This window comes from Bradyrhizobium sp. 26S5, from assembly GCF_036923295.1.
Taxonomy (GTDB): Bacteria; Pseudomonadota; Alphaproteobacteria; order Rhizobiales; family Xanthobacteraceae; genus Bradyrhizobium; species Bradyrhizobium septentrionale.
This window is the reverse complement of sequence record NZ_CP145948.1, coordinates 3543001-3569850: the sequence shown is the minus strand read 5'-3', so window position 1 is coordinate 3569850 and position 26850 is coordinate 3543001. Positions and strand designations below refer to the sequence as shown.

Annotated in this window: 24 protein-coding genes; 2 read left to right on the top strand and 22 right to left on the bottom strand. The window is 63.5% G+C overall.

The genetic code is table 11. The features are described from left to right. Window position 1: 1 nt before the first annotated feature. From V5279_RS16460 to V5279_RS16440, 5 genes are all read right to left on the bottom strand, one after another. On the bottom strand, window positions 2-1075 hold the full coding sequence (locus V5279_RS16460; protein ID WP_338699044.1) for a branched-chain amino acid ABC transporter permease: 1074 nt from the start codon (window positions 1073-1075) through the stop codon (window positions 2-4). Between the two features lie 13 nt (window positions 1076-1088). Continuing rightward, window positions 1089-1955, bottom strand: coding sequence for an ABC transporter permease subunit (locus tag V5279_RS16455; RefSeq protein ID WP_166203989.1), 867 nt, complete (start codon window positions 1953-1955; stop codon window positions 1089-1091). Window positions 1956-2049: 94 nt separating this feature from the next. Next, a complete protein-coding gene (locus V5279_RS16450) occupies window positions 2050-3243 on the bottom strand; it encodes an urea ABC transporter substrate-binding protein (protein ID WP_338699039.1) in 1194 nt (397 codons plus the stop codon). A gap of 77 nt (window positions 3244-3320) precedes the next feature. Beyond that, on the bottom strand, window positions 3321-4316 hold the full coding sequence (locus tag V5279_RS16445; RefSeq protein ID WP_338699037.1) for an acetamidase/formamidase family protein: 996 nt from the start codon (window positions 4314-4316) through the stop codon (window positions 3321-3323). A 17-nt stretch (window positions 4317-4333) separates the two neighbouring features. Next, the gene (locus V5279_RS16440; RefSeq protein ID WP_338699035.1) at window positions 4334-5728 is read right to left on the bottom strand and encodes an amidase; all 1395 of its coding nucleotides are present in this window, start codon (window positions 5726-5728) and stop codon (window positions 4334-4336) included. A 419-nt stretch (window positions 5729-6147) separates the two neighbouring features. On the opposite strand from V5279_RS16440, the gene V5279_RS16435 reads away from it, so the two are divergent. Together V5279_RS16435 and V5279_RS16430 are read left to right on the top strand one after the other, a co-directional pair. After that, window positions 6148-7311, top strand: coding sequence for a transporter substrate-binding domain-containing protein (locus tag V5279_RS16435; protein WP_029080616.1), 1164 nt, complete (start codon window positions 6148-6150; stop codon window positions 7309-7311). Next, window positions 7308-7895, top strand: coding sequence for an ANTAR domain-containing response regulator (locus tag V5279_RS16430; RefSeq protein WP_338699032.1), 588 nt, complete (start codon window positions 7308-7310; stop codon window positions 7893-7895). The genes V5279_RS16435 and V5279_RS16430 overlap by 4 nt, the downstream gene beginning before the upstream one ends. A gap of 9 nt (window positions 7896-7904) precedes the next feature. On the opposite strand, the gene V5279_RS16425 is transcribed toward V5279_RS16430, so the two are convergent. The 17 genes from V5279_RS16425 to V5279_RS16345 all read right to left on the bottom strand — a co-directional run bounded on the left by V5279_RS16425 (window position 7905) and on the right by V5279_RS16345 (window position 26840). Then, window positions 7905-10193, bottom strand: a complete 2289-nt coding sequence (locus V5279_RS16425) for a nitric oxide reductase activation protein NorD (RefSeq protein ID WP_338699030.1) — start codon at window positions 10191-10193, stop codon at window positions 7905-7907. Window positions 10194-10207: 14 nt separating this feature from the next. Next, complete coding sequence (locus V5279_RS16420; RefSeq protein WP_029080619.1) at window positions 10208-11020, bottom strand: CbbQ/NirQ/NorQ/GpvN family protein; 813 nt, start codon at window positions 11018-11020, stop codon at window positions 10208-10210. Between the two features lie 39 nt (window positions 11021-11059). Continuing rightward, window positions 11060-12079 (bottom strand): alpha/beta fold hydrolase, encoded by a 1020-nt coding sequence (locus V5279_RS16415; RefSeq protein ID WP_338699028.1) that lies wholly within the window; start codon window positions 12077-12079, stop codon window positions 11060-11062. A 34-nt stretch (window positions 12080-12113) separates the two neighbouring features. Next, a complete protein-coding gene (locus V5279_RS16410) occupies window positions 12114-13448 on the bottom strand; it encodes a purine-cytosine permease family protein (protein ID WP_338699026.1) in 1335 nt (444 codons plus the stop codon). 96 nt (window positions 13449-13544) lie between these two features. Next, entirely contained in the window at window positions 13545-14582 is a 1038-nt protein-coding gene (locus V5279_RS16405; RefSeq protein WP_029080622.1) for an aliphatic amidase, read from the bottom strand. 33 nt (window positions 14583-14615) lie between these two features. Then, on the bottom strand, window positions 14616-15308 hold the full coding sequence (gene urtE, locus V5279_RS16400; RefSeq protein WP_338699023.1) for an urea ABC transporter ATP-binding subunit UrtE: 693 nt from the start codon (window positions 15306-15308) through the stop codon (window positions 14616-14618). Beyond that, a complete protein-coding gene (gene urtD, locus V5279_RS16395; protein WP_338699021.1) occupies window positions 15301-16053 on the bottom strand; it encodes an urea ABC transporter ATP-binding protein UrtD in 753 nt (250 codons plus the stop codon). Before urtD ends, urtE begins: the two co-directional genes overlap by 8 nt. Continuing rightward, the gene (gene urtC, locus V5279_RS16390) at window positions 16050-17189 is read right to left on the bottom strand and encodes an urea ABC transporter permease subunit UrtC (protein WP_338699019.1); all 1140 of its coding nucleotides are present in this window, start codon (window positions 17187-17189) and stop codon (window positions 16050-16052) included. Before urtC ends, urtD begins: the two co-directional genes overlap by 4 nt. Window positions 17190-17205: 16 nt before the next feature. Next, window positions 17206-18075, bottom strand: coding sequence for an urea ABC transporter permease subunit UrtB (gene urtB, locus V5279_RS16385; RefSeq protein ID WP_029080626.1), 870 nt, complete (start codon window positions 18073-18075; stop codon window positions 17206-17208). A gap of 123 nt (window positions 18076-18198) precedes the next feature. Continuing rightward, window positions 18199-19449 carry a transporter substrate-binding domain-containing protein gene (locus V5279_RS16380; RefSeq protein ID WP_175619249.1) on the bottom strand — a complete coding sequence of 417 codons (1251 nt, stop codon included), beginning with the start codon at window positions 19447-19449 and terminating at the stop codon, window positions 18199-18201. A gap of 127 nt (window positions 19450-19576) precedes the next feature. Continuing rightward, on the bottom strand, window positions 19577-20218 hold the full coding sequence (locus tag V5279_RS16375) for an ANTAR domain-containing response regulator (RefSeq protein WP_029080628.1): 642 nt from the start codon (window positions 20216-20218) through the stop codon (window positions 19577-19579). Continuing rightward, window positions 20215-21369 (bottom strand): transporter substrate-binding domain-containing protein, encoded by a 1155-nt coding sequence (locus V5279_RS16370; RefSeq protein ID WP_210297516.1) that lies wholly within the window; start codon window positions 21367-21369, stop codon window positions 20215-20217. The genes V5279_RS16375 and V5279_RS16370 overlap by 4 nt, the downstream gene beginning before the upstream one ends. A 257-nt stretch (window positions 21370-21626) precedes the next feature. Then, window positions 21627-22091 (bottom strand): Zn-ribbon domain-containing OB-fold protein, encoded by a 465-nt coding sequence (locus V5279_RS16365; RefSeq protein ID WP_166294095.1) that lies wholly within the window; start codon window positions 22089-22091, stop codon window positions 21627-21629. Next, complete coding sequence (locus tag V5279_RS16360; protein ID WP_338699014.1) at window positions 22088-23284, bottom strand: thiolase C-terminal domain-containing protein; 1197 nt, start codon at window positions 23282-23284, stop codon at window positions 22088-22090. Before V5279_RS16360 ends, V5279_RS16365 begins: the two co-directional genes overlap by 4 nt. Further along, window positions 23281-24576 (bottom strand): CoA transferase, encoded by a 1296-nt coding sequence (locus tag V5279_RS16355; protein WP_338699012.1) that lies wholly within the window; start codon window positions 24574-24576, stop codon window positions 23281-23283. The genes V5279_RS16360 and V5279_RS16355 overlap by 4 nt, the downstream gene beginning before the upstream one ends. A gap of 50 nt (window positions 24577-24626) precedes the next feature. After that, complete coding sequence (locus tag V5279_RS16350) at window positions 24627-25850, bottom strand: ABC transporter substrate-binding protein (protein WP_338699010.1); 1224 nt, start codon at window positions 25848-25850, stop codon at window positions 24627-24629. 27 nt (window positions 25851-25877) lie between these two features. Then, window positions 25878-26840, bottom strand: coding sequence for a PDR/VanB family oxidoreductase (locus tag V5279_RS16345; RefSeq protein WP_338699008.1), 963 nt, complete (start codon window positions 26838-26840; stop codon window positions 25878-25880). Window positions 26841-26850 lie beyond the last annotated feature (10 nt).

Sequence of the window (26850 nt, the reverse complement as noted above, 5' to 3'; positions counted from 1 at the left end):
TTCAGGTCTCATCCGATTGCAGACGGCCGGCCTCCGCCAGCGCGGGGCCATCGTCGCGTCGCCGACGGCGGGACCACCAATCGACGACGAGCTTGCCGATACCGAGCACAAATCCCTGCGGCGCCAACATCACGGTAGCGAGCAGGAGCACGCCCATCAGCACCAGCGCCGCCTGCTGACTGTAGACCGTGATGGTCTGGAAGCCGAACAGCAGCAGGAACGAACCAACCAGCGTCGCGGTCAAATCGTTGCGTCCGGAGAATGCCACCCACACGATCGGCATCGCCGCCGCCGGCAGGCCGATGCTGGACGGCGTGATGAACTGGCCCCAGGACGTGTACAGCGCACCGCTGAGCCCTGCGAGGCCGCTGCCGATCACGAATGTCAGCAGCTGATACTTGCGGACGTCATAGCCGAGCATCTCGGCGCGCTGCGGATTTTCGCGCGTCGCCACGATCACGTTGCCGATGCTCGAGTTCACCAGCATGCGCAGCGCGATGTAGACGATCACGATCAGCGCGATCATGACGTAATAGAGTGCCGATCCTTCGATGGTGAAGTCACGGACGGTGAGCGGGTCCATTCCCTTCATGCCGTTGAAGCCGTTCAGCCGGGCCGGACCGATATGCCATTCCGGTCCGGCCGTCTGCCCGAGGAAGAACGCAAGCACCAGCGTCGCCGACAGCGTCACGATGCCGAAGAAGATCCCGCTAATGCCGCCCCAGATCATGAAATAGCCGAGGATCCCGGCCGCGATCATCGCGATCAGGACGGAGAGAACCAGCGCTGCGATCGTCGCCGTTCCCCCGCCCATGTTGATGGCGAGCACGCCATAGCCGTAGCCGGCGATGCCGAAGAAGAAGGTCTGGCCGAACGACAGCATGCCGCCGTACCCCCACATCAGGCAGAGGCCGAGCGCCATGAAGATCCAGATCAGGAAGTAGGCAAAATTGCCGACATCATAGGAATCAGCGAACAACGGATAGATCAGCGCGCCCGCCAGCACAGCCAGGAAACAGGACCAGAAGATCTTGCCTCGTCCGAGCGTCTGCGGACCGTCGAGCAGCTTGAACATCCAAAATTCCCGTCTAGCGGCCACGGCGAACCAGCACGCTGGATAGTCCCTCAGGCAGGACACGTATGATCAGGATGACGGCAAACAGCATGCCGATCTGCCCGATGATTTGGCCATAACTCGCATTCAGCGCCATCCTGATCATCGCCAGGAACACCGCGGCCGGCGCGGTTCCGAGCAAGACGTTGGCGCCGCCGATCACGACGGTGACAAAACTCTCGACCACGAAGGTCGCGCCCATGGTCGGGATCAGCGTCATGGTCGGCGCGTAAAGCGCGCCGCAAAGTCCCGCAAGCGCCGTGCCGATCCCGAAGCTGATGGAATAGATCCGCCCGGTGCGCGCGCCAAGCGCCTTCGCCATGGCCGCGTTCTGCATAGTCGCGCGCGCGATCACACCGAAGCGGGTCTTCATGAAGATGATGTAGAGGCCGGCCAGCACCGCCACTGCACAACCGAACAGCACAAGACGGTAGGTCGAGAACGTGTAGCCCCCGATCGCAAAGCTTCCTTCGGGCGTGCCGATGCCGCGCACCGCGGATCCAACGATCAGCAGCATCGACTGCGTCACGATCAGGCTGAGGCCCCAGGTGGCAAGCAGGGAATCGAGCGGACGCTTGTAGAAGCGCCGGACGATCAGGAACTCGACGATCATGCCGATAATCCCAGCGGTCAGCGCGGCCAGGATCTGGGCGATCGGAAGCGGTACGCCGAGATTCACGAGCCCAACGGTCACATAGGCGCCGCACATGATGAACTCGCCATGCGCCATATTGATGACGCCCATCATGCCGAACACAATGGCAAGCCCCGCCGCCGACAGGATCAGGAACGCGAAGACGTCGGCGAACTGATAGAATAACGAGAAGAGTTCAGCCGACATTCCGGTCTCCGTGATCACGGCGCCGCATCATTGCGGCGCCGGCTCGGTTCGAAGTCGTGATGCACAACACGAGCAAGAATCGTGCCCGTTCGCGTCACGATTTGTTGGGAAGATGACTCGGCGTGTACTGGTCCTTGTCGTTCTTCTTGGTGAGATCGCAGCCGATCTCGCCCAACCAGTACGGCTGGATCGTCCCGTAGTCCTTCTCGACGGTCACCTCATGCTTGGGCCCGACCGAGATCAGGCGCATGCGGTGCGACGTATGCTGGCTCTTCGGATCGATGCAGACCTTGCCCTCGGGGGCGTCGATGCAGGCATCGCCTGTTGCGATCACCTTGCGCATATCCTCGAGCTTGGTCGACTTCGCCTTCTCGACCAGCGTCTTGTACATGTAGAGCGCATTGTAGGCGTTGTAGCCCATGTCGTTGATGTAGAGCTCATCGGGGAACTTGGCGTGCCAGCGTTTTTTGAAGTCGTTGGCTTCGGGGGTGTCGATCTCCTCGAACCAGTTGGCGGTCGCATGCATGTTGTTGAGCGCTGGCGGCTTGAACCGCTTGTGCTCGAAACCGAGCATGACCTTGATCGAAGACCCCATCGGCAGATTGAGGTTGGCGGCAGCCGCCTGCTCGAAGAACGAGTCCTGCGCGGCGCCGACATTGATCGTCAGCAACCAGTCCGGCTTTGCCTTCTGGATGTTCTGGATCGTCTGCGCGAACTGCGACACGCCGAGCGGAATGAATTCCTCGCCCACGACCTCGCCGCCGAGATCCTTCATGATCTTGCGGTTCCACTCCGCGGAGATCTGGCCGAAATTGTAGTCCGCGGCGATGACGTAGACTTTCTTGCCGAACTTCTCGACCATCCAGGGGATCAGGGTCGAGAACTGCTGCTCCGGCACCGCGCCCATGCTGATCATGCTGGCATCGCAGACGCCGCCTTCATACTGGTTGGTATAGAAGTATGGCGTCGTGGTGCGATCGACGATCGGACGCAATGCCTCGCGCGAGGCCGACGTGATACCGCCGATCAGAACGTCGACCTTATCGCGATTGAGCAAGCGCCTGCCGAACTCCTGGTAGCGGGCATTGTCGCCCTGCGGATCGAGATGGATCAACTCGATCTGCCGCCCAAGAATGCCGCCGCTCTTGTTGATCTCCTCGACCGCCAGCTGCGATCCGTGCAGCTTTGGCATACCCATGAATGCAAGGTCGCCGGAGACGTCCTCCAGCAAGCCGATCTTCAACGGCGGCTGGGCTGCCCGGGCGCTACCTATTGCTGCCGTCGCCATCACGGCACCAAGCAAAGCTATTCCGACTACACGCCCCGAAATCATCGCGATGTCCTCTCTTTAAAGAATGTTGGAAGTCACGCCTTGAGGTAATTCTTCAGGATCGACGCCCCCATCGTGTATTTGGGGTCGACCATGTTGCCGAGCCGCATGCGGCCGGCCTGGCTGAGCAGCATGTAGGCGTCGATCTCTTCGAAGCCGTAGTCCGCACTCATCCACCGCACCAGCTCGCGATAGGCGATACGCGCCGCATCTTCGAGCGGCCGTGCGCTGCCGATCGTCATGATGAAGTCGCGCGTCTCGAGCCGCGGCCAGGCAAAGCTCCAGTTCTTGATCAGATCGACCTGCAGCGTGACGGTCGCGCGCTGCTCGAGCGCGACACCTGAGAGCTCGCCATCGCCTTGCGTGGCGTGGCAGTCACCGACATAGAGCAGCCCGCCCTCGGTATGCACCGGCAAATAAATGATCGCACCCGGCGCGACGTCGGGCAGGTCCATGTTGCCGCCGTGATAGTCGGGCTGCAGCGAGGAGATCGCCTCGATCTCGGGCGACACGCCGATGGTGCCGATGAACGGCTCGTAGGGCAGCGTGATCTTATCGCTCCAGCGCACCCCGTTGCGGTCGACATGCAGTTTCTTGACGCGCTCGGGCAGCGGCGGATTGAGCAACGCCGTGGATGCGGTCCCGACCAGACCGCCGAACTCCGGAATGATGCAGGTGGTGCCTGCCGGCTGTGCGCCGCGGGTCTCGACGTCGCGGATATAGACAGCGAGGCAATCGCCCTTTTTGGCGCCCTTGACCGCGATCGGCCCGCATTGCGGGTTCAGGTAAGGAAAGTTCAGCTTCGCCGTCGGGCTGTCGGTCTCGCTGGTGAGCACGCCGCCAAAGGCGTCTTCGGTCTCGACGACGACCACCCCGCCCGGATCGATCGACAGCGTCGGCTTGGCATAGGGTCCATAGACGTAATGGAAGCCGCCCTGTTGCTCGATCGTCAAACTATGGGTCGTGTCGGTCGCGCCCTTGGCGACGGCCCGCTTTGCCATGATGGAACTCTTCAACCAGTCTTCGGTCATGCCAACGGCTCCTCAACTCAGATCGCGGGATGGCGCTTGTGCCAGTCGGTGACGCGCTGGAAGGCATCGCCTGCGCGGACGAGACTTGCCTCGTCGAAGTGACGGCCGACGAACTGGAAGGCGACAGGGCCGCCGCTCGGCGCAAAGCCGCCGGGGAGCGTCACAGTCGGACTTCCGGTCATGTCGAACGGACAGGTGAAGCGAAGCAGCCCGGCAATCAGCGACGCGTCCTCGCCGAGCGCCGCCATCTTGGCCAGCGTCGGCGCCGCGAATGCCTGGGCCGGGACGGCGATCAGATCGACGGTCTCGAACAGCAGCCGCACCGCGCCGCGGAACGCTTCACGCCGCAGCACGATCTTCTGATAGTCCATGCCGGATTGCGCCCGGCCGAGATCGAGCAGGCCTGCCAGCCCCGGACCGTACTCGTCCTTGCGCGCCGGATAGGTCTCTTCGTGCGCCACAGCCACTTCGATGCCGCACAGCGGGAACCAGTCCTCGATCACGGCCTTGGGATCGGGGAACGTGATCTCCTTGATCTTGGCGCCGAGATCGGCCGCAACCCGCAGACCTTCGGCGAGCACCTTACCGGCGGCATCGTCGGTGCCTTCGCTGGTCCAGCGTCGATCGACGCCGATCGTCACGCCGCGCAGGTCTCCGGTGAGACCGGCGAGATAGTCCGGCACGGCCAGCGGCACCGACGTGGTGTCCTTGGGGTCCTGGCCGGCGATCACGGCGAGGATGGCGCCACAATCGGCCGCGCTGCGCGCCATCGGACCGATGTGATCCAGCGTGGCCGCAAGTTCGAAGGCGCCGTAACGGCTGACGCGTCCCCAGGTCGGCTTCAGCCCCGTGATGCCGTTGGCGGCGGAGGGAAAGCGGATCGAGCCGCCGGTGTCGGTTCCAAGCGAACCGAAGCAAAGTCCCGCTGCGGTGGCGACGCCGGAACCGCTCGAGGATGCGCCCGACCACAGATCGGCGCTCCACGGGTTCTTCGGCGGATCGATCTTCGGGTGATGATCGGCATAGGCGCCCTCGGTCTGCTGCAGCTTGCCGAGGATGACAGCGCCGGCATCCTTCAGACGCACGACCACCGTGGCATCCTCGCTCGGCCGGAAATCACGATGGATGGTCATGCCGTGCGCGGCGGGAGCGCCCTTGACCCAGCACAGGTCCTTGATCGCGATCGGTACGCCGTGCAACGGACCCTTGACCTTGCCGGACGCGATGTCCTTTTCGGCCGCCGCCGCTTCCGCAAGCGCCGCATCGGCCATCACATAGGCGTAGCTCTTAAGCTTGCCGTCGAGCTGCTCGATCCGCCCGAGCATCGCCTTGGTCACTTCGACCGGCGAGAGCTTCTTGGCCTGGATTTGCTGCCCGACCTCAATCAGCCCGAGATAGTGAAGTTCCGTCATCGTCTCGCATCCCCGCACTTGACATGACGCAAGCGCAGGCACTGCCCATCACCGCGCATGCGCCTCCGGCTTGGCGACACGGACGTGTCGCCAATTTGTTTAGCGGCAAAAGCAAAAAGCCACCCGCCCCTCCGAAACGAAGGTGACGAATGGCTCAAATGCCGCGGCTATGAACTATCGCATCGGGCCCGGGATCGAACGGAGCACTCTGCACGGCGACCGGGACGTCATCGGCCAAATCGACGCACGCAAGTTCGACAGGAAGCCCTGTAGGAGAAAATTCTAAGGAAGTGTGCAGCGCGTTGTCAACGAGGCTGGCTGCACAAATTTCGCGAGGTGCATGCGCAGCAAAACGGCATGACCTCTTGCCCCGACCTCTGCGAAGATGGTTTGCTTCGTGAATTCAGTGAAAGTCGTCGATGACAAAGCCGTCCATACCAGTTGGCATCATCTGCTCGCAGCACGGGCCCTATCAGGCCATGGGGCGCGAGATCCTCAAGAGCGCGATGATGGCGGTCGACGAGATCAACGAGCAGGATGGCTTCGATTTCTCGATGTCAGCGCATGTCCGCGATCCCCGCGGGGTGATTGCGGAATACCATACGGTCTGCGACGACCTCATTCGCAATGTCGGGGTCGAGCACATCATCGGCTGCTACACATCGGCCTCGCGCAAACAGGTGCTTCCGATCGTCGAGCGCACCGACCGACTGCTCTGGTATCCTGCTCGCTACGAGGGCTTCGAATGCTCCGACAACGTCATCTATGTCGGCGCCTCGCCCAATCACAACGTGCTGCCGCTGGTGCGTTACGTGCTCGACAATCTGTCGCGCGAGATCTTCTGCGTCGGCTCCAACTATGTCTGGACCTGGGAAACCAATCGCGTCACCCGCGAGCTGGTGACGGCGGCGGGAGGTCGCATTCTCGCCGAACGCCTGCTCGAACTCGGTGAAAGCGCGGTCACGCACATCGTCGACGAGATCGTGCGGCGCCGGCCGCCGGTTGTCTTCAACACGCTGGTCGGCAGTTCGAGCTATGATTTCATCCGTGCCTTTCATGCCGCAACCACTGCGGCCAACCTCAGCATTCCCATGCTGAGCTGCAGCCTGTGCGAGCCGGAGCTCAAGATCGCAGGCCCTGCATCGGCCGGATGCATCACATCATCGGCCTATTTCGAAAGCATTCGCCTGCCTGAGAACAAGGCTTTCGTCGCACGCTGGAAGGCCCGTTACGGCGAACACAGCAGCCCCTCGGTGGACGGACAATCCGCCTATGTCGCGGTCTATCTCTTGGCCCGCGCGCTGCAGCGCGCCGGCACCTCTGATATCGGCGAGGTGCGGCGCGCTGCTGCCGGCCATCGCTACAATTCGCCACAGGGTCCGGTCTGGATCGATGATAGCAACAACCACTGCGTCCTGACGCCGCGGCTGGCCGTCTCCAACGCCGAGGGACAGTTTGACATCTTCTGGGAAGCTGAGGCTCCGGTTAAGCCTGATCCTTATCTGACGCAGCTCGACGTCGCCGCCAGCCCCGCAAGGGATGCAGCGTCGCCGAATGCGCCGCATTTGCGGGTTGTGAAATGAGCAAACCGTCGTCATTTTCGCTGCGCGGACGCAAGGCGCTGGTCGCCATCAAGGACGAGCGCGATGCCTCGATCGTCAGGCGCCAGTTCGAGCGTCTCGGGATCGAGATTGTCACATGGGAGCCCGGCGCCAAGATCGACTGCCGACCGGACGTGACGCTGGTCGACGACGAGTTCCTGCCGCTCACCTCACCGGCGCAGCGTGCGTCGCTTGGGCGGAGCCCGGTCATCGCCCTGATCGGCACTGAGACGCCGAGCCGGCTGAAGCTGGTGCTCGACCTCGACCCGGTATCGTTCCTGGTCAAGCCGCTGCGCTCGGCGGGCATCTATGCCGCGCTCGTGATGGCCTTCGAACGGAACGAGCGCACCAACGAGTTGAAGCAGCAGGTGCTCAAGCTCGAGCAGCGGCTTCGATCCCGTCGCATCGTGCTCGCCGCCGTGCTTCAGGTCATGCACACGCATGCGCTGGCCGAGCCGGCCGCCTTTGCGCTGATCCGGCAGGCCGCCATGGAACAGCGCAAGACAATCGAGGACATTTCTGCGGAGATTACGGCAAAGGGCTCCCTGCCGCGGGCAATAGGCTAGCTGCCAGGACTACTTCTTCAGTTCCGCATAAAGCTGCATCACCCGTTGCGGCAGCACCTCGATGCGCGGCACGCGAAGCGCATAGCGCTCGCCGAAAATGCGATCGAGCTGGGGAAATCTGCCTTCACCGATGCCGAACGCAAAGATATCGGTGCTGCGCCGCCGCAGCTGCTGCGCGGCACGACGCGCGTCCTCCACGAGATATTGCGGATCGGGCACGTCGATGTCGGAGGGCTCGCCATCGGTCAGGAGCAGCAGCACCTTGCGGAACGCACGTCGTCCCGCGAGGTAGCCGCCCGCATGGCGCAAGGCCGCACCAAGCCGGGTGGAATGGCTGCTGGCAATGCCCGCGAGGCGCGACCGTACCACAGCGTCCATCGGCTCCTCGAAGTCCTTGATGCGCAGATAACGCACGCGTTCGCGGCCGTCGGAGCTGAAGCCATGCACTGCGATCGCGTCATTGGCGGCCTCGACCGCCGTCGCCATGATCGCGGCTGCCTTACGCTCGACGTCGAGAACGGTCCGGCCGCGGCGATCGCGGTCGGCGGTCGATTGCGACAGATCCATCAGCAGCAGGATGGCGAGATCGCGCGGTCCCGGCGCATCGCGCTGATAGACCCTGGGCTCGCCAGTGTTGCCGGCACGCCGCTCGATCGTCACGGCGACTGCCGCATCGATGTCGAGCGCCTCGCCGTCGCGCTGGCCCTTGTGGCGGATGCGGCGGCCAATCGACGCATCGCGGGTCAAGCGTGTGACCCAGCGCATCGTGTCCGTGTCCGCCGGCAGATCGAACGGCTTCGCGGAAACGGCGGCATCGGCCTCCAGAATGGTGGTCCAGTCCGCCCGCTCGGCGCGCGCGGCATAGTCCCATTCCGGATAGGTTGCGGCTGGAAATCCGTCCAGCAGCGTGACTGCGCGGGCCTTCGCACGCAGCGTCTCGTCCGGCTTGGCGTCGTCATCGGCCGACTGTGCGGCTGGATCATCGCGCCGCTCGATCCGCACGGAATCGACCGCGAGCTCGATCGTCTCGGCCGGGCTGTCCGGCTGATCGCCGAAATCCCACAGTGCCAGATTGTCGTCGCGATAGGCGGGTTCGACGACATAGCTCTTGGCGTTGAACTGCAGCCGCATCTGCCCGATGTCATTGCCGAGCAGCCCGCCGATCTCGCGGCTGATGGCGGGATCGGTCCAGCGGTCGGCGGCGGCAGCAAACAGCTGCTGTCCCTTGGTGACCCACGCATCCGGGTCCTGATAATCCGGGTCGATCAGCGCCCGCGCCAGCCGCGTCATCAGCCCGGCCGCCGTCGCCTGGCCGGATGGCGTCGCGGTGTGAAATGGCAGCCACAGCCGGCGCAGGCCGGGCAGTTCACGAAGCGCCAGCGTCTCGACCCGGGCATCCTCGATCAGCGAGACCAGCGCGATCTGCAGCGCCTTCAATCGCCCGACCGGAAAGCGGACGGTGGAATGCACGAGATGCGCCCCGGCGTGCGCGACCGCTGCGAGATAGATCGCGTCCGCCCCCTCGCCTTCGAAGCCGGGAAACGTCTCCGGCAGGCCGATGAAGCCGGCCGCGAGCGAGGTCCGCCGCGGCACCGGCGTCGGTGCAACGGCCAGTTTGCGGAGACGCGGCTTTCTGTTCCACAACGCAACGGTCGTTGCGGCGAGACGCGTCTCCAGCCGCGCAAAATCATCCGCTGTCCGCCCGGCTGCGAACAGACGCGCCGACAGCGGATCGTCGAGCGCGAAATAGGCCCGCCGACGCGCCGCGCGGCCTCCGCTCGCGCGCAAGCCGGCGGAGACCCAGGCGGAGAACGCCTCGCCGCCGGACTGTGCCAGAAACGGCTCCAGCCGAACGATCGCAAGGCCGGCCGACTCCGGCCCCATGTCTGCGAGTTGGCCGAACGCGGCGAGAACCGCGGTGAGCTCTCCAGCACCCGCAAGCCGCGGCAGCACCTTGGACAGCTCAGTCAGCAGTGCGTGAGCGACGCGGCTTCCGGCGCTGCGGCCGATGTCGCTGACCGCACGGCCGATCGCGACCAGGTCGTCGGCCGGTCGCTGCGCCGGCCAGCGTTCCGATAGCCTGAGATAGCCGAGCACCATGGCTGCGCCGAGATTGGCCGCGAACAGGCCGTGCACAGCCTCGTCCCAGGCCGCGAGATGATCGAACGAGACGACGGGCTGCAATGTGGCGCGCGCCGCCTGCACTGCCGCGGCGATCTCGTCGTGACCGCGCAACAGTGCCGCAAGCCGGCGTCCGGACCGGAAGCCATCGAGCGAACTGATTTGCGCGACCGCCACCTCGAGGCTTCCATTCACGCGGAGGCCGAGATCACGTCGCGCAACGTGTTCCTGGTGTCCGCATCATCGGTCAGGGGAACGACGATCGTGGTCTCGCACGCCTTTTCGAGGCTGATGCCGCATCCGATCAATCGGCCGGCATTGACCAGCATCCGGGTCGAGGCGCCCTCGTCGAGACCCTGGCCCTTCAGGTTGCGGCTGTGCTGCGCGATCTTCACCAGGAGATCAGCGAGGTTGGGCTCGATGCCGGCCTCGCGCGACACCACCTCGGTCTCCGCCGACCGGTCCGGATACCCGAAATCCAGCGCCGCAAAACGTTGCTTGGTGGATTCCTTGAGGTCCTTGATCGCGCTCTGGTAGCCCGGATTGTAGGAGATCACAAGCTGGAAGTCGGAATGAGCGTGGATGAGTTCGCCACGCTTTTCCAGCGGCAGGACACGACGATCATCGGTCAGGGGATGAATCACGACGGTGGTATCTTGGCGCGCCTCGACGATCTCGTCCAGATAGCAGATCGCGCCAAGGCGCACGGCGGTGGTGAGCGGCCCGTCGCTCCACACCGTACCCTGTGCATCGAGCAGCCAGCGCCCCACCAGATCGGCCGCCGTCATGTCCTCGTGACAGGCGACCGTAATGAGCGGGCGGCCGAGCCGCCACGCCATGTATTCGATGAACCGCGTCTTGCCGCAGCCGGTGGGCCCTTTCAGCATCACCGGCATGCGGTTCGCATAGGCTGCGCCGAACAGTTCGACCTCATCCTTGAGCGGCCGGTAATACGGCTCCTCGCGGATACGGTACTGGTCAAGCAGCAGAGCGGGATTGGACAAGCTCACGCCTCCCATGATCGCGCACGCAACCGTTCGATCTCACGATGCGAGCAATTCCTTGAGCTTGGTGACGATGAAGGCGACATCGACCGGATTGGTTCCCGGCCCGCCCGCGAAGTGGCCCCATATCGAGGGCACCGGCACGAACTTGGCGTTCGGCATGTTCGCCACTTCGATCTCGCTATCCTCCGGCGGGAAATAAAGGTCGGTCTGGCCCGGCATGACATAAGCCTTGGCCTTGATGGCCCTGAGCGCAGCCTTGAAGTCGCCATTGTAGATCTCATTGGCACTGATGTCGCCGTTCTGCCAGGTCCACAGCATGGTGAGCAGGTTGTTGGGATCCTTCGGCAGGAAGAAGCCTTCCCAGAACGCCACCAAAAAATCCTCCAGCGACGAATAGCCCAGCGTCTTGATGTCGAGCTGCTCGCGATAGAAGGCCTGCGAAAAGCCCCAGCCGGCATAGACCCGCGCGGCGGCGCGCAGGCCGCGGGCCGGCTTGTCGGTGTACCAGCCCTCCTTCCACGCGGCATCCGCTGTGAGCGCGGCCTTGACGCCCTCGAGGAACACGTAGTTGTGGCGCGAGCATTTGGCTGAGCCGCAGAACGGCGCCAGCAAGTCCATCATGTCGGGATAAAGCGCACCCCAATGGAAGGTCTGCAACGCGCCCATCGACCAGCCGACCACCAGGCGAATGTGCTTGATGCCGAATTGCTCGGTGACCAGCCGGTGCTGGGCGCGCACATTGTCATAGGCCGTCACCTGCGGAAAACGCGGCCCGTTATACGGCTCCGGCGTGTTGCTCGGCGATGACGACAGGCCGTTGCCGAGCATGTTGGGTATGATGATGAAGTATTTTGCCGGATCGAGCGCCATGCCCGGCCCGATCAGCCATTCATTGTCGTAGTGCTGGCCGGAGTACCAGGTCGGATAGACGATCACGTTGTCCTTAGCCGCGTTGAGCTGGCCAAACGTCTTGTAGGCGAGCTTGCAGTCGCGGATGGTCGCGCCGCGCTGCAAGGTCAGATTGCCGAGATCGTAGATCTGATAGTCGACGCTCATTGATGCATCCTTTTTGCTTGATTGAGCCTGTCGCTTATGCGGGACGCGCCACCTTTTCGGCGGACGGCTCCACCCGTGCGATCGCCCCGTACACGATGCCGGCGACCAGCGCGGCCGAGATCGCAGTGGACAGCCCCGGCATCAGGTTTTCAACTGCAAAGGCGCACAGCGACCCGATGCCCCAGGCAATGAACGGCTTCGCACGCCAGTCCACGTCCGCCCGCGCACCGGCGCGCAGCAGGTACTGATCGACCAGGATGATCGCACCGATCGGCGGCACGAGGATGCCGAGCAGCGACAACCACTGGATGAAGAACGCCCAGACGTTGCCCGCCGCAACGACGATGCCGATGGCGCCGAGGATCACGGCCATCAAGCGCATGTTGGTGCCCAGAATGCGCGACCAGCCGGTGGCCGCATTATACAGGCAGTGCGAGCAGACCGAGCCGAGATTGGCGTAGAGGAAGATGAACGCAAGAATGCTGAGCCAGGTCAGCTGCTTGCCGTTCATGTAGCCGAACATGTTGTCGACGCCGAACGGATTGGCGTTCGGCACGGCGAGCGCCGCGGTCATCACGCCGCCGACGAGCATCGCCACCAGATTGGCAAACGGAAACGCGCTGAAGGTGGCAAACAGTGATGATCGCGCACTCGGGGCCCAGCGGTTGAAGTCGGCGGTCACCGTGCCTGCGTCGATGAACAGCGCGAGCACCACCGTGAGACCGACGCCCATCGACATGCTGGCCACGCCATTATTGCCGGCATAGCCAAAGATCGCCGCTGCTGTCGTGGTCGAGGCGGCGTCGGCCGCGACCCAAAGGCCGAGCACGACGAACAGCGGCACCGACGCCAGCCCGATATAGTGCAGGCCCTTTACGCCGACGAAGGTGATGCCGATATAGAGCACGCCGGCCACGATGGTCATCGCCACGTAATTGAGGCCGTAGGTCGAGGAGATCAAGGCGCCCGTGATGCCGGTCTGCACGGCGTACCAGCCGAGCAGCAGCGTCGACAGCAGGCCCGACGCTAGCACATAGCCCTTCTTGCCGAACACAATGCTCGCGATCAGCGCGAAGTTCATGCCGCGCCTGGTACCGATCAGGCCGAGCGCGCCCACATAGGCGAACATAATCAAATTGCCGACGATCATCGCTACCAGCGCATTCTTGAACCCCATGCCCAGCACGAGCAGCGATCCGGTCATCGCGCCGGTGATGATCATCGGAAAGCCCAGCCACACCATGGTGACCGAGAAGGCGCTGCGCCGGGCGTTCATCGGCACCGGCTCGTGCTCGAACTCATGACCGAGAAGGTCGTCGATCTGGCCCTCGGTCTGATGAACCAGCCCGCTATTCGATTGACTGCTCATGATATCGCCCCTGCTTCCCCTGTGTGGAAATGCCCGCCGTTGCCTCGAACCACGCCGGCGCGCAAACGTCGCGCCGGCGCCGATCGTCGATGTCGCCTAGCGATGCGCGACTTTCTGGTTCGGAATGCCCTCGATCGGACATTCGTCGGTCCCAACGGTCGGACGGGTCATGGCCTCGACCATTTCCCGCGTCCCCTCGGGGTCCGTGATCCAGTTCTTGTAGAAGGTGTAGGGGCAGACGGCGTGGCCGCGGTCACCGTCACCGGAGTTGATCAGGCCGGTATAGCCGCGGTGCATCAGCTTGAAGAGATGGTTCTGCGACTGCATGTTGCGGCGGGCGTCGCGGATCAGCGACACCGAGAGCTGGGCGTACTGGATGCCGTTGTCCTCGGTGCCGCACTCGCCGAGCGTGCGGCCGTCGAAACCGATGATCGCGGAATGGCCGAAGTAGGAATAGACGCCGTCGAAGCCCGAGGCGTTGGCGACCGCGACGTAGCAATTGTTGGCCCAGGCCATCGACTTCGAGATCTGGATCTGCTGCTCCTTGGCCGGATACATGTAGCCCTGGCAGCGGACAATCAGTTCGGCGCCGCGCATCGCGCAATCACGCCAGATCTCCGGATAGTTGCCGTCGTCGCAGATGATCAGACTGATCTTCAGCCCCTTCGGCCCTTCCGAGACGTAGGTGCAATCGCCGGGATACCAGCCCTCGATCGGCACCCATGGCATGATCTTGCGATATTTCTGGACGATCTCGCCCTTGTCGTTCATCAGGATCAGGGTGTTGTACGGCGCCTTGTTGGGATGCTCCTCGTGGCGCTCGCCGGTCAGCGAGAACACGCCCCAGACCTTGGCCTTGCGGCAGGCGTCGGCGAAGATGCGGGTTTCCTCGCCCGGCACCGACGACGCCGTCTCGTACATCTCCTTGGAGTCGTACATGATGCCGTGGGTCGAGTATTCCGGGAAGATCACCAGGTCCATGCCCGGCAGGCCGAGCTTCATGCCCTCGACCATGTTGGCGATGTTGCGCGCGTTATCCAGCACCTGCGCCTTGGTGTGCAGGCGTGGCATCTTGTAATTGACCACGGCGACGCCGACCGTGTCCTTGCTGCTCGATATGTCTCCATGCAACATGTCTCGACTCCCTTTCTTGAACGATAGTTCCCGCTACACAGCCATGTGCAGCTGGATGAGATCATCGGTGAGCTCACCGATCGCGCCCTTGGCGACGACGCGTCCCTTTTCGAGCAGCGCGAAGCGGTGAGACGCACGCCGCGCGAACGCGACATTCTGTTCGACCAGCACGACCGTGATGTCGCGCTCGCGGTTGAGGCGGACGATCACGTCCTCGATCTGCTCGACGATGTTCGGCTGGATGCCCTCGGTCGGCTCGTCCAGCAGGATGACCTTGGGCTGGGCGAGCAGCGCACGCGCGATCGCGAGCTGCTGCTGCTGGCCGCCGGAGAGATTGCCGCCGTAGCGATTGAGAAAATCCTTGAGCACCGGAAACAGCTCGAGCACCCACTCCTCGATGCCGTTGGTCGATTTCGCGGCGAAGGTGCCGAGCGTCAGGTTCTCCCGCACGGTGAAGCGCGGCAGGATGCCGCGGCCCTGCGGCACATAGGCGATGCCGGCCTTGGCGCGCTGATAGGTCCGCAACGGCGAGATGTCGGCGCCGTCGAGCGACAGCCGTCCGGTGACGCGGTCCATCAGGCCGAGGATGCTGCGCATCAGCGTGGTCTTGCCGACGCCGTTGCGGCCGAGCACCGAGAGGAACTCGCCATTGCCGACCATCAGGTTGATGCCCTGCAGGGCGCGGCTGTTGCCGTAGAAGGCATCGACGTCGGTCAGCTCAAGCATGGCTGATGCCTCCCGATCCGAGGTAGGCGCGGCGGACTTCGGGATGCGCCTCGACCTCCGCCGCGGTGCCCTCGGCCAGCATCTGGCCCATATGCATCACCGAGATGATGTCGCCGATCGCCTTCACAAAACCCATGTCGTGCTCGACCACGATCAGCGTGTGCTTGCCTTTCAGCCGCGCGAACAGTTCGGCGGTCTTGCGGGTTTCCTGCGCCGTCATGCCCGCGGTGGGCTCGTCCATCAGGATCAGCTCGGCGTCCTGGGCGACCAGCATGCCGATCTCGAGCCATTGGGTCTGGCCGTGCGACAGATAGGCGGCGGGCCGATCGAGCTGCTCGGTGAGCCCGACCAGTTCGGCAAGACGTTCAACGTCCGGGCGCCCGGAATTGCCGACATTCCAGCGAAGGTTGCCGAACACGGAGGTGCGGCGCGCCCGGGCCACTTCAAGATTCTCGGAGACCGAGAGCTCGCGGAACACGCTCGGCACCTGGAACTTGCGGCCAACGCCGGCGCGGGCGATCTCGTATTCCTCGAGATCCCGCAACGCGGTGCCGTCAAAGCTGACGGTGCCGCCGCTCGGCTTGACCTTGCCGCAGATGATGTCCAGCGCCGTGGTCTTACCCGCGCCGTTCGGCCCAATCAGGCAGCGCAGCTCGCCCTTGCGGACGCTCATGTTGAGGCCATTGATCGCCTTGAAGCCGTTGAAGCTGACCGAGATGTCGCGGAGTTCGAGGTGGGAGGTCATGTGCTGCCCTCCGTCTGGCCGACGCCTTGCGCAACACCACGGCCGGTGGCCTGCCGGCGTTGCACGATCCAGCGCACGACGACCTGGGCGAGGCCGGCGAGCCCCTTCGGCAGGAACAGCACCACGAGCACGAACAACGCGCCCATCACCAGCGTCCAGGTTTCCAGGAACGCCGCGGATTCCGACAGCGCACCCTGCATGCCCGCCACCAGCACCGCGCCGAGGAACGCACCGACCAGGCTCTGCCGGCCGCCGACCGCGCACCACACCACCACCGACAGCGAAATCTGCACGCCAAGGAAGGTCGGCGAGGCAAACTCCATCACCACGGTGTAGAGCATGCCGGCAAGCCCCGCGATCGCAGCCGACAGTGCGAACACGAAGATCTGGTAGCGCGCGACGTCGTAACCGAAGTAGCGCACCCGGCTCTCATGGTCGCGGATCGCCTGCACGATCAGACCGGCCCTGGACTTCGTGAAGGCAAAGGCGACCAGCAGGCTGAGCAGCACGCAGCAGGCGACGAGATAATAGGTCGCGCGGCCATAGGCATCGAACGCGACGCCGAAGATCTCGAGCTGGGCGAGATCGGTGATGCCGTTGAAGCCGCCGGTGTAGCTCTGCTGGTCGATGATCACGAGGTTGATCACCACCATGGTGGCGAGCGTGATGATCGAGACATAGACGCCGGTCACCCGTCCGCGGAACATGAACCAGCCGAGTGCCGCCGCAACCAGCGCCGGCACGAGCAGGCCCGCCGCGATAGCGAAGGTCAACGAGCGGAATGGCTCCCAGAACCATGGCAGGTGCGCGACATTGTTCCAGACCATGAAGTCCGGCAGCCCGCTCGCCCCCGTATGCACCGGCACGGTCTTGAGCTTCAGCGCCATCGCCATGGCGTAGGAGCCGAGCCCGAAGCTCATCGCCTGGCCGAGGTTCAGGATGCCGCCGAAGCCCCAGGACAGCCCGAGCGACACCGTAAGGATGCCAAGCACCAGATAGCGCGCGACCTTGTTGAGCAGGAAGTCATTGTTGAGCAGCACCGGCAGCGCGAACACGAGCGCGCAGACGATGAGCAGCGGGGCAAGCTGCGCGATCAGGCGCTGCAATCCGCTGGAGGTAGTCACATTCGACGGCATGAATGAGCGATCTGTCTCAGGCCCGCACGCGAGCGGTGAAAAGCCCTTCGGGGCGGAAACGGATGAGCACGACGATGGCGAGCAGCACGATTGCCTTCGCCACCGTGTCGTTCTGCAGGAAGGCAATGCCGCCGGAGAGCTCGCCGAGAATGAAGGCGCTCGCCACGGTGCCGGCGAGGCTCTGCACGCCGCCGAGCACGACCACCATGAAGGCGTCGACCACATAGCCGGTGCCCATATCGGGCGACACGCTCTTGAGCGGCGACACCAGTGCGCCGGCAAGGCCCGCAAGTCCGGCGCCATAAGCAAACGTCAGCGCATAGACCCGCTTGGCGTTGATGCCGAACGAGGCGGCGACCGAACGGTCCTGGATGATGGCACGCAGCTTCATCCCGACCGTGGTGCGATTCATGAGCAACCAGGTCGCCATGAACAGCGCGATCGACACCACGAACAGGAACACACGATACGACGATATCGGGATGCCGAACACGTTCATGCTGTCGGACAGCGCCGGCGGCAGCTGCACGTAGCGCAATTCGCTGCCGACCATCAGCCGCACCGCCTGCTGCAGCATGATGCCGACACCCCAGGTCGCAAGAATCGTATCCAGCGGCCGGTTGTTGAGCAGGCTCAGGACGTAGCGCTCGATGACCCAGCCGAACGCGGCAACCACGAGGAAGATCGGAACCAGGCTCGTCAGCAGACTCCACCCGAAATAGGTGTGAAACACCCAGGCGGCGTAAGCACCGAGCATCACGAACTCGCCATGGGCGAGATTGATGATGCCCATCGAACCGTAGATGATCGACAGTCCCAGCGCGACCAGCAGCAGGATCGACCCGATGCTGAGGCCCGTGACGATTTGTTCGATGAATTGGTCCACGTCGGGATCCGCTCTTCAATGTTGGTGCGCCTGCCCCTCGCACGCATGCATGCGAGAGGCACATTTGCTGCGGGACGCCGGCCGCCGGCGCCGCACGCCAACGGCCTTGGTCAGCCCCGGTCGTCAGCTCTTCTCGACCAGGCCCTTCTCGGTGCAGGACTGCCCGGGATAGGCCGCGTAAGGTACGGGCTTCAGCCATTCCTTGGATTCGACGAGAATCTCGAACTGGCCGTTCGACTTCGCTTGGGCGATCTTCGGCCATAGCCAGGTGTGCAGGTTCTCCGACTCGATCTGGACCTTGCCCTGCGGCGCAATCATTCCCTCGCCCTTGACTGCGTCGCGAATGTTCGGCGGCGTCAGGTCGCTGGTCGCAAGCTTCTCGACCGCCTGCTTGAACAAATAGGTCTGGAAGTAGCAGGCCTCCGACACGAAATGCGTCACCTTGTCGGCGCCCCAGCGCTTCTTGTAGGCCGCGACGAACTTCTCGTTCTCCGGCGATTTGTGCACCATGAAGTACGGCGCCGAAGTGAAGTGGCCGGCGGCGGCCTCGCCGCCCATCGCCGCGACCTCATTCTCGGACGTGGTGAGGCTCGCCATCGGCATCTTCTCGGGATCGAGGCCGGCAGCTCGATACTGGCGATGCAGCGCGACCACGGAATCGCCGACCACGGTGGAGAAGATCACATTCGGCTGGGTCGAGCGGATCTTGTTGATGACGGAAGAGAATTCGGAATGGCCGAGCGGCACATATTCTTCCGCGACGACCTCGCCACCGAGTTTCTCGAGCAGCTTCTTGCAGTAGTTGTTCTCTTCCTTCGGATAGATGTAGTTGGAGCCGATCAGGTAGAACTTCTTGCCGAACTTCTTGACCAGCCAGGGCACGAACTCGTCCTGCTGCTGGTTCGGCACGGCGCCGGTGTAGATCACGTTCTTCGAGCACTCGCGGCCTTCATAGAGCGTCGGATACCAATAGAGATTGTTCTGCCGCTCGAACACCGGGAGCACCGCCTTGCGGCTCGCCGAGGTGTAGGAGCCGAACACGCTGACGCATTTGTCGCCGACGACAAGCTTGCGGGCCTTCTCCGAGAAGGTCGCGGGATCGGACGCAGGATCCTCGACGATCGGCACGATCTTGCTGCCCTTGATGCCGCCCGCGGCGTTGATTTCCTCGATGGCGAGCAGCGTCGCCTTGTTGAGCGATTCCTCGATGATCGCGGTCGTTCCCGTCAGCGAGAACAGCACGCCGACCTTGATTTCGCCGCCCGCGGCGTAAGCGAGGTCGGCGTTCTTGATCCAGATGTGCGGCAGTCCGGCGCCGGCAAACGCGCCAAGCGCCGCGGTATTCCTCAGCAAAGTCCGCCGTGAAATGCTCATCCCTAGCTCCCTTCAGGACTGAAAAAACAAAAAGCCCTCCCGATGCGCGCTTACGCGAGCATTGGGAGGGCTTTGTTGCCGGTTGTGTCGAAGGCGGCGCTGTCGCCGCCGGCCCCGCTATTGGGGCTTACTGTTGATGATCGTAGCCAAGCAGTTCGAACGAGTCAACAATCGCCGCGGCTACGGCGCTTGCCGACACGCGACGATCCATCGCCTGTCGTCTTATGAAGCCATAGGCTTCGGTTTCCGGCATCTGCCGCGTCGCCATCAGAATGGCCTTGGCGCGTTCCACCGTGCGCATCGAACGCAGATTGTCGTCAAGCTTCTCGATCTTGCTGCGGAGCCGCCGCTCATAACCAAATTGGCTGCGCGCCAGCACAAGGCTCGACAACACCGCATTCTGCGTGAACGGCCGCGGCAGAATGGCGTTCGGCGTCGCATGACACAGCGCGTCGGCATGAACGGTCTCCGTCGCCGGCAGGATCACGACCAGCGCCGATCGCGCATCGCCCGGAATCCATGGCAGACGCCGCGCCAGATCAGGTGAATATTCGCAGTAAACCACGTCGGCATCGGCGGGCACGCTCTCCGGCATCGGCCAGACCTGACGCACCCGCATCCGGAACCGCTGCAACTCGCGCAGCAACATGCCGACCTGATCGTCGACCGGCGCGACCACCACCGCCGACAGATCGGCAAGTTCCTGAACCATGGTCTTGCGCCCGCCGACGTCTCGGCTCAGCGTCGGCTTACGCGACATTTCGTTCATTGGACGCTTCCTGTTTGCGTTGCACGACCGTATCCGATCAGGAACGGATCGGCATGCACCGGCTCCTTCGACTGGCTGACGATATCGAACTGCCCAGTGCGATTGGCACGCCCGATCCGGGTCCACAGATCAGTATGCCCCGACATCGGGTTGACTGTCACCGCCCCTTGCGGCGCATCAAAGCTGGTGCCGAACACCATGGAGCGCAGCACTTCCGTGTCGAGCGAATTGACCTGTTCGAGCGCCTTCGCGAACAGATGCAGCTGGAAATAGGACGATTCGGCGCACATGTTGGTCGAGACGTCGGCGCCGAACCGCTTCTTGAAGCGCTGCACAAATGCGTTGTTGGCACTGCCCTCGACGCCTTGGAAATAAGATGCCGCCGTGACGTGCCCCGCGCCGACGTCGAAGCCCATGGCCGCAATTTCGGCTTCCGTCGTGGTCAGGCTGGCGATCGGCACCCGCTTCGGATCGAGCCCGACATTGGCGTAGGCTTGATAGAGAAACACGGTGCCTTCGCCGACGACAGTCGAGAAGATCACGTCGGGCCTGACGCGCTTGATGTCCTGGATGATCGGCACAAAGTCCTGCCAGCGCGCATAGACATTGACATAGCGCTCGCCGACCACCGATCCGCCATTGGCCTTGAGCAATTCGCGCATCACGCGGTTGGATTCGCGCGGATAGATGTAATCCGAGCCCACGAAGTAGAACCGCGTTCCGAACGTATCCATCAGATAGCGGCACAGCGCGAGGCTGTTCTGGTTCGGCGAGGCGCCGGTGTAGATGACGTTCGGCGATGCCTCGAAGCCTTCGTAAAGCGTCGGATACCAGAGCAGGCCGTTGAGCCGTTCGACCACCGGCAGAACAGCCTTGCGGCTCGACGAGGTGTAGCAGCCGAAGATCGTGCTGACCTGGTCCTCGACCATCAGCCGCTTGGCGTAATGGCCATAAGCGGCGGAATCCGAGCCCGGATCGTAGGCAACGGGAACCAGCTCACGGCCGCAGACCCCGCCCGCCTCATTCACTTCCTCGATCGCGAGTTGCGTGCCCTGATACTGGGTCTCCTCGATCACCGACATGAAACCGGTTCGCGAGAACAGCACTCCTATCCGCCACGGGGCGGACGTCGTTTGGGTAAGGTTCGACATGATCAGGCCCTCAACAGAGTTGGAGGGACGAGAGGGATTATTGTTCTTGTTGCTCTCGAACAGCTTTGCCGGCGGCGCAAGATTGCATGACATCTGCCGCGAGACAAGGACCCCGGCCGCTCATCCTGTCAGCGGAGCTGACGCGAAACCGGGCAAGTGGATGTCTTAATGCCTGATCATAGGTGCAACGGTTCGCGAACCATCTATCTCCGGTAGACCTGCGATCGATTTCCCGTATCGAGGGCAGTCGCGAACGGTCACTTCGAGGAAACCTGCTGCTGGCGCCATTGCAGCAAGGCGTACGGTGGATTCGACTCCGGATGATGTTCGAAGACTCCCTCCACGTCAGCGCCGATCGTGACCTTCTGCGCGGGATCGCCGAGCAGATTGCCGACCATGCGGATTCCCCCGGCGTGAGGCAGATCGACAAGCACCGCAATATAAGGTCCATGCCCTTTCAGCGCCGCGTGCGAGGGATGCCACACGCGCTCCCAGCTGAAGATCCGGCCGCGCGGGGCGACCTCCGTCCATTCCGGATCGAAAGTGTGGCAGCGGTGGCAGAGCCATTCGGGTCCGAATTGCCAACTGTTGCAATGGCTGCAGCGCTGCACCAGCAGCCTGCCCTGTCGCAATCCTTCCCAATAAGGCGCTGACAGACCATCAGGCTCTGCGACCGGGATTGGCAGGCCCGCCGGAAGATAGCCTGCGCTCGGATTGGTCATAAGGTGGCCTCCGAACCCAAAATGAGGTTGCTCGCGGGTGACACCATCGGACCTCCAATGACCATTGCGACATCGCTGCGGCGGGCCTGGCTTGTCGATGTGCCGCGCACCTGACGAACGGCCTCCAGCACGAGCTCAAAGCCGTGCATGTAGCATTCGGCGAGATTGCCGCCGCTGGTGTTGAGCGGCAGCCGCCCGGACGGCGCGATCAGGTTGTCGAATGTCAGAAAGTCGTTGGCGTCCTCCGGCTTGAAGAAGCCATGCTCCGCCAGCGCCATCACGACGCCGCCGGTGAAATTCTCATACGCCTGGACCACACCGACGTCGGACGGCCCTACCCCGGCCATCCGGTAAAGATCAGGCGCCACTGTGTCGAAACTCGCAGTGGCATAGAGCGGCGCGTTGTGCGCCGTCGCGGCCGCACGATGTCCGGAGCCAAAGGCCGCACCGAGCAGATAGGCCGGCTTGCGCCTGAAGTCGCCGGCGCGATCGGCCGGCACCAGCACCAGGGCCGCCGCGCCGTCATTCTCCATGCAACAGTCGTAGAGATGGAACGGCTCCACGATCCAGCGCGAAGCATCGTATTTCCCGGGATCGAGCGGCCTGCCGTGCATCACGGCACGGGGGTTGGCCTGGGCATGATGATAGGAAGCGAGCGCAATCGCGCGCAAGGCGTCCTGCCGGACGCCTTGCTCGTGCATGTAGCGCTGCACGCGCATCGCAAAGCGCTGCGGCGGCGCCAGCACGCCGTAAGGCATCAAATAGGACCGTTCGCCCGACACGGTGTGGATCCCGGCCGCCTGCCCGAAGCGGCCATATTGGCCCTGCGCCAAAGATCGGAAGACCACGACGCAATCGGCCAGACCCGCGACAATCGCGGCCGCCGCATTGGCAACGGCCGCGCAGCAGCCGCCACCTCCTCCGCCCCATTGCATGGTCGCTGTGCGCAATCGATGTGTGCCGAGCGCCGCCGCCAGCCGCGACGCCTCGCTGCGATCGTCGCTGTAGGAGGAAAAGCCATCGATGTCGCGGGGATCGAGCCCGGCGTCCTCGCACGCCGCCAGAATGGCTTTCAGCGCGAGCTTGAATTCCGGGTCGGGAGACGCGCCATGGCGATAATATTCGGTTTCGCCGATCCCGATCACGGCGACACGGCCCCGCAGCGTCCGCTCGTCTCGCGCTCGCGCCGTCACGCCTTGACGTCCTCTTTGGCATCCTTCCGTGACGGCTGGCTGCCGAAAGCGCCGCCCGCGGCAAGACGCGCGATCTGTGCCTCGTCATAGCCGAGCAGCTCGCGCAGCACGCCTTCGGTATGCTGGCCGATCGCCGGCGCCGCGACCGGATCGACGATCGGCGTCCGCGAGTAGCGGATCGGCAGGTTCACATTCGGCACCCAGCCGACCGTCTCGTGCGGAATCCGGGTGACGATGGCGCGCTCCCTCGCCTCGGGTGAGCGGATCGCTTCGCCGACAGTGCGCAGCTGGCCGCAGGGCACACCGGCCGCCCGCATCCGTCTCTGCCAGTGTGACCAGGGCTGCTTGCCAAATGCGTCACCGAGGATCGCGAACAATTCCTCACGCCGGCGGATCCGGTCCGGGCCTGTCGCATAAATCTCGGCCGCGGCGAGGTCTTCGCGCCCGAGCACCTGCGACATCAAGCGCTGGAAGATCTTGTCATTGCCGCAATTGATGTAGAACGAGCAATCGCTGGCCAGGAACACGCCCGACGGGCAGGTGTCGGGACTGGTGTTGCCGCTTCGCTTCGGATCGGCATCGTTGAAGAGCGACTGCATGGTCGCGTATCCCGTCATCAGCACGGCATTCTCGAACAACGATACCTCGATGGCCTGTCCCTGCCCACTGCGCTCGCGTGCGAACAGAGCCCCGAGGATTGCATTGCTCGCCATCATCGCGGTGCTGATATCCATCACCGGCGACAATGCCCGCACGCCCTCGCGATCGGCATAGCCGTTCATCGACACGAAGCCGCTTTCGACCTGCGCGATCGGGTCGAAACCGAGCCGATCCGAAAATGCCCCATCGCGTCCATAGGCTGATACCGCACAATAAATGATCTCGGGTTTGATCTTGCGGCAGCTCTCGTAGTCGAGCCCCAGCCGCGCCATGACGCCGGCGGAGAAATTCTCGACGACGACGTCGGCCGTGGCGATCAGCTCACGCGCAACCTTCAGGCCCTCGGGGGATTTGAGATCGAGCGCAACGCTGCGCTTGTTGCGGTTGGTCCAGAGAAACGGCGCGCCGTGCTTGAGATCGGGATGCACAGGAGGATAGCGACGCAAATCGTCGCCGCGGCCGGGCGCCTCGACCTTGATCACCTCGGCGCCCATGTCGGCCAGGATCATGGTGGCAAACGGTCCCGCGATGAAATGGGAAAAATCGACCACCCGAATCCCCTGAAGCGCCCTTGGCGCATTGGAGGCGCGAGGCGTGTGCTCCGGGAATTCGGCTTCAAGCTGATCCAACATCAGGACATCCGTCGGTTTGAGAAGTGTTGATCCACGTTTGCCGCAAACGTTCAATTGCTCTTCGATGACTCGACGGGCGAGCAGCCGCCCTGATCGAGCGGCCGAAACGCCTCCGGCCCGGACAGCACGCCGACCTGCTCCAGCAGATCCCACTTGCTCTTCGAGGCAGTCGGGCTCTTCACCTTGAAGATGTACATATTGTGAATGGCGCGGCCATCCGCGCGAACGACAACTGGCCCGAACAAGACGTCATCGATCTGCGTCTCCTTCAGCTTGCGGATCACGACCTGGGCATCGTTGCTGCCTGCCACCAGCGCCGCGTTGAGATAGGCCAGCACCGAAGAGTACACGCCGGCGTGGAACGCGGTCGGTGACTGCCCATGTTGCCGCTCGCTGAACCTGGCCGACCAGGCGCGGCTGGCCTCGTTGAGGTTCCAGTAGAACGGCTGGGTGATGATCAGCCCCTCGCCGACCGCAAGCCCGCTGGATTCGACATCGTTGGTGGTGGTCAGCAGCGCCGCGAAGGTCCGCCCGCTCTGCTTCAGCCCGAATTCTGCGGATTGCTTGATCAGGCTGACCGTGTCGCCGCCTGCCGTTGCGAACGCGATCACGTCCGCGCCCGAGCCCTCGGCCTGCAGAATGAACGAGGCATAGTCCGCATTGTTGATGGGCACATTGACCGACCCGAGCACGGAGCCGCCGCCGGCACCTATCACCGCCGTCCCGTCGCGCACCATCGACTTGCCGAGCGCATTGTCGGTCGCGATGAAGTACCACCTCTTGCCGCCGTGACGGACGAGGTAGGCGCCGATCGTGTGCGAGGCTGCCCAGGTGTCGAACGTCCACTGGATCGTGTTGGGCGAGCAATGTTTCCCGGTCAGGTCCGACGACGCCGCGCTCGATGCAATCAGCGCCGCCCTAGTGCCGCGCACGACCTCGTTGACGGCGAGCCCAACGGCCGAGTTCGGCACGTCGGCGACCGCATCGACCTTCTCCTGATCGATCCAGCGGCGCGCGATTGCAGCGCCGACGTCGGCCTTGTTCTGGTGGTCGGCCGAGACGATCTCGACCTTGAAATCGGGATGAAGCCGCATGAAATCCTCGGCGGCCATCCTGGCTGCCGTCACCGACCCTTCGCCGGCATTGTCCGAGTAGGGACCGGATGCGTCATTGAGCACGCCGATCTTGATGGTGCGCGCAGCGTCCGCCGATGCGGGAGAACTGGCCCAAACGGCCAGCAGCGATATTCTGACTATACGCGAAAGATATTTCACTGTTACCACCCTTAATATGTTGTTGTCTTAGAGATCGAGCACCAGCGTCCGCGATTTGGCGCCCGAGCAGCAGATCATGACGCTCTGGTTCGCCGCCTGCTCGTCCTGGCTCAGGAACTGATCGCGATGATCGGGAATGCCCTCGAGCACGCGCGTCTCGCAGGTGCCGCAGACCCCCTCAGCGCAGGCGTAGTTCACCGCAACTCCGGCATCGAGCAGCGCATCGAGGATCGTCTTGCCGGCATCGACCGCAATCGTGCGGTTGCTCCGCGCGAGCCTGACGTCGAAGCCACCCTCGGTGGCCGGTGCTTCGCGCGCCTTGAAATACTCGACATGGACGTGATCGGCCGGACGATCGGCGGTCGTCGCCTCGAATGCTTCGAGCATCGGCACCGGGCCGCAGCAGTAGAGATGCGCGTGAGCCGGTGCGTTCCTGACGATAGCCGGGATATCGAAGACACGTCCCGATCGCTCGTCGTCGAAATCGACATGCATGTTCAAATGGACATCCGGTCGGAATGCAGCAAACTCGTCGAGAAAGGCGGCGGCGGCGCGGCTCCTCGCGGCATAGAACAGCTCCCAGCGGCGTCCCAACGTCTCGAGCTGGCGGATCATCGACAGCAGCGGCGTGATACCGATGCCCCCCGCGATCAGGATCGAGTGCTCGGCCTCTTCGTGGAGCGCGAAGTTGTTTCGTGGTCGAGATATCGTGAGGATATCTCCCGCCTTGATGCAGTCGTGGACAAAGCTGGAGCCACCCCGGCTCTCGCCATCCCGATTGACCGCTATCACATAGCGATGCCGTTCGCGCTGGTCGTTGACCAGCGAGTAACTGCGGATCATGCCGTTCGGCAATTGCAGATCGATGTGGCTGCCGGCGGTAAACGGCGCCAGCTCGCCGCCGGCGCGGGCGATCAGCTCGTAGGAATTGATCCGCTCGGCCTCATAGCCGATGCGCTTGACCAGCACGTCCTGCGTCACGTCAGCCATGGCGGGATGC

Coding starts and splice junctions, on each gene's coding strand:
- V5279_RS16460 (WP_338699044.1), bottom strand. CDS start 1,075: ATGTTCAAGCTGCTCGACGGTCCGCAGACGCTCGGACGAGGCAAGATC.
- V5279_RS16455 (WP_166203989.1), bottom strand. CDS start 1,955: ATGTCGGCTGAACTCTTCTCGTTATTCTATCAGTTCGCCGACGTCTTC.
- V5279_RS16450 (WP_338699039.1), bottom strand. CDS start 3,243: ATGGCGACGGCAGCAATAGGTAGCGCCCGGGCAGCCCAGCCGCCGTTG.
- V5279_RS16445 (WP_338699037.1), bottom strand. CDS start 4,316: ATGACCGAAGACTGGTTGAAGAGTTCCATCATGGCAAAGCGGGCCGTC.
- V5279_RS16440 (WP_338699035.1), bottom strand. CDS start 5,728: ATGACGGAACTTCACTATCTCGGGCTGATTGAGGTCGGGCAGCAAATC.
- V5279_RS16435 (WP_029080616.1), top strand. CDS start 6,148: ATGACAAAGCCGTCCATACCAGTTGGCATCATCTGCTCGCAGCACGGG.
- V5279_RS16430 (WP_338699032.1), top strand. CDS start 7,308: ATGAGCAAACCGTCGTCATTTTCGCTGCGCGGACGCAAGGCGCTGGTC.
- V5279_RS16415 (WP_338699028.1), bottom strand. CDS start 12,079: ATGAGCGTCGACTATCAGATCTACGATCTCGGCAATCTGACCTTGCAG.
- V5279_RS16410 (WP_338699026.1), bottom strand. CDS start 13,448: ATGAGCAGTCAATCGAATAGCGGGCTGGTTCATCAGACCGAGGGCCAG.
- V5279_RS16405 (WP_029080622.1), bottom strand. CDS start 14,582: ATGTTGCATGGAGACATATCGAGCAGCAAGGACACGGTCGGCGTCGCC.
- urtE (WP_338699023.1), bottom strand. CDS start 15,308: ATGCTTGAGCTGACCGACGTCGATGCCTTCTACGGCAACAGCCGCGCC.
- urtD (WP_338699021.1), bottom strand. CDS start 16,053: ATGACCTCCCACCTCGAACTCCGCGACATCTCGGTCAGCTTCAACGGC.
- urtC (WP_338699019.1), bottom strand. CDS start 17,189: ATGCCGTCGAATGTGACTACCTCCAGCGGATTGCAGCGCCTGATCGCG.
- V5279_RS16380 (WP_175619249.1), bottom strand. CDS start 19,449: ATGAGCATTTCACGGCGGACTTTGCTGAGGAATACCGCGGCGCTTGGC.
- V5279_RS16375 (WP_029080628.1), bottom strand. CDS start 20,218: ATGAACGAAATGTCGCGTAAGCCGACGCTGAGCCGAGACGTCGGCGGG.
- V5279_RS16370 (WP_210297516.1), bottom strand. CDS start 21,369: ATGTCGAACCTTACCCAAACGACGTCCGCCCCGTGGCGGATAGGAGTG.
- V5279_RS16365 (WP_166294095.1), bottom strand. CDS start 22,091: ATGACCAATCCGAGCGCAGGCTATCTTCCGGCGGGCCTGCCAATCCCG.
- V5279_RS16355 (WP_338699012.1), bottom strand. CDS start 24,576: ATGTTGGATCAGCTTGAAGCCGAATTCCCGGAGCACACGCCTCGCGCC.
- V5279_RS16345 (WP_338699008.1), bottom strand. CDS start 26,840: ATGGCTGACGTGACGCAGGACGTGCTGGTCAAGCGCATCGGCTATGAG.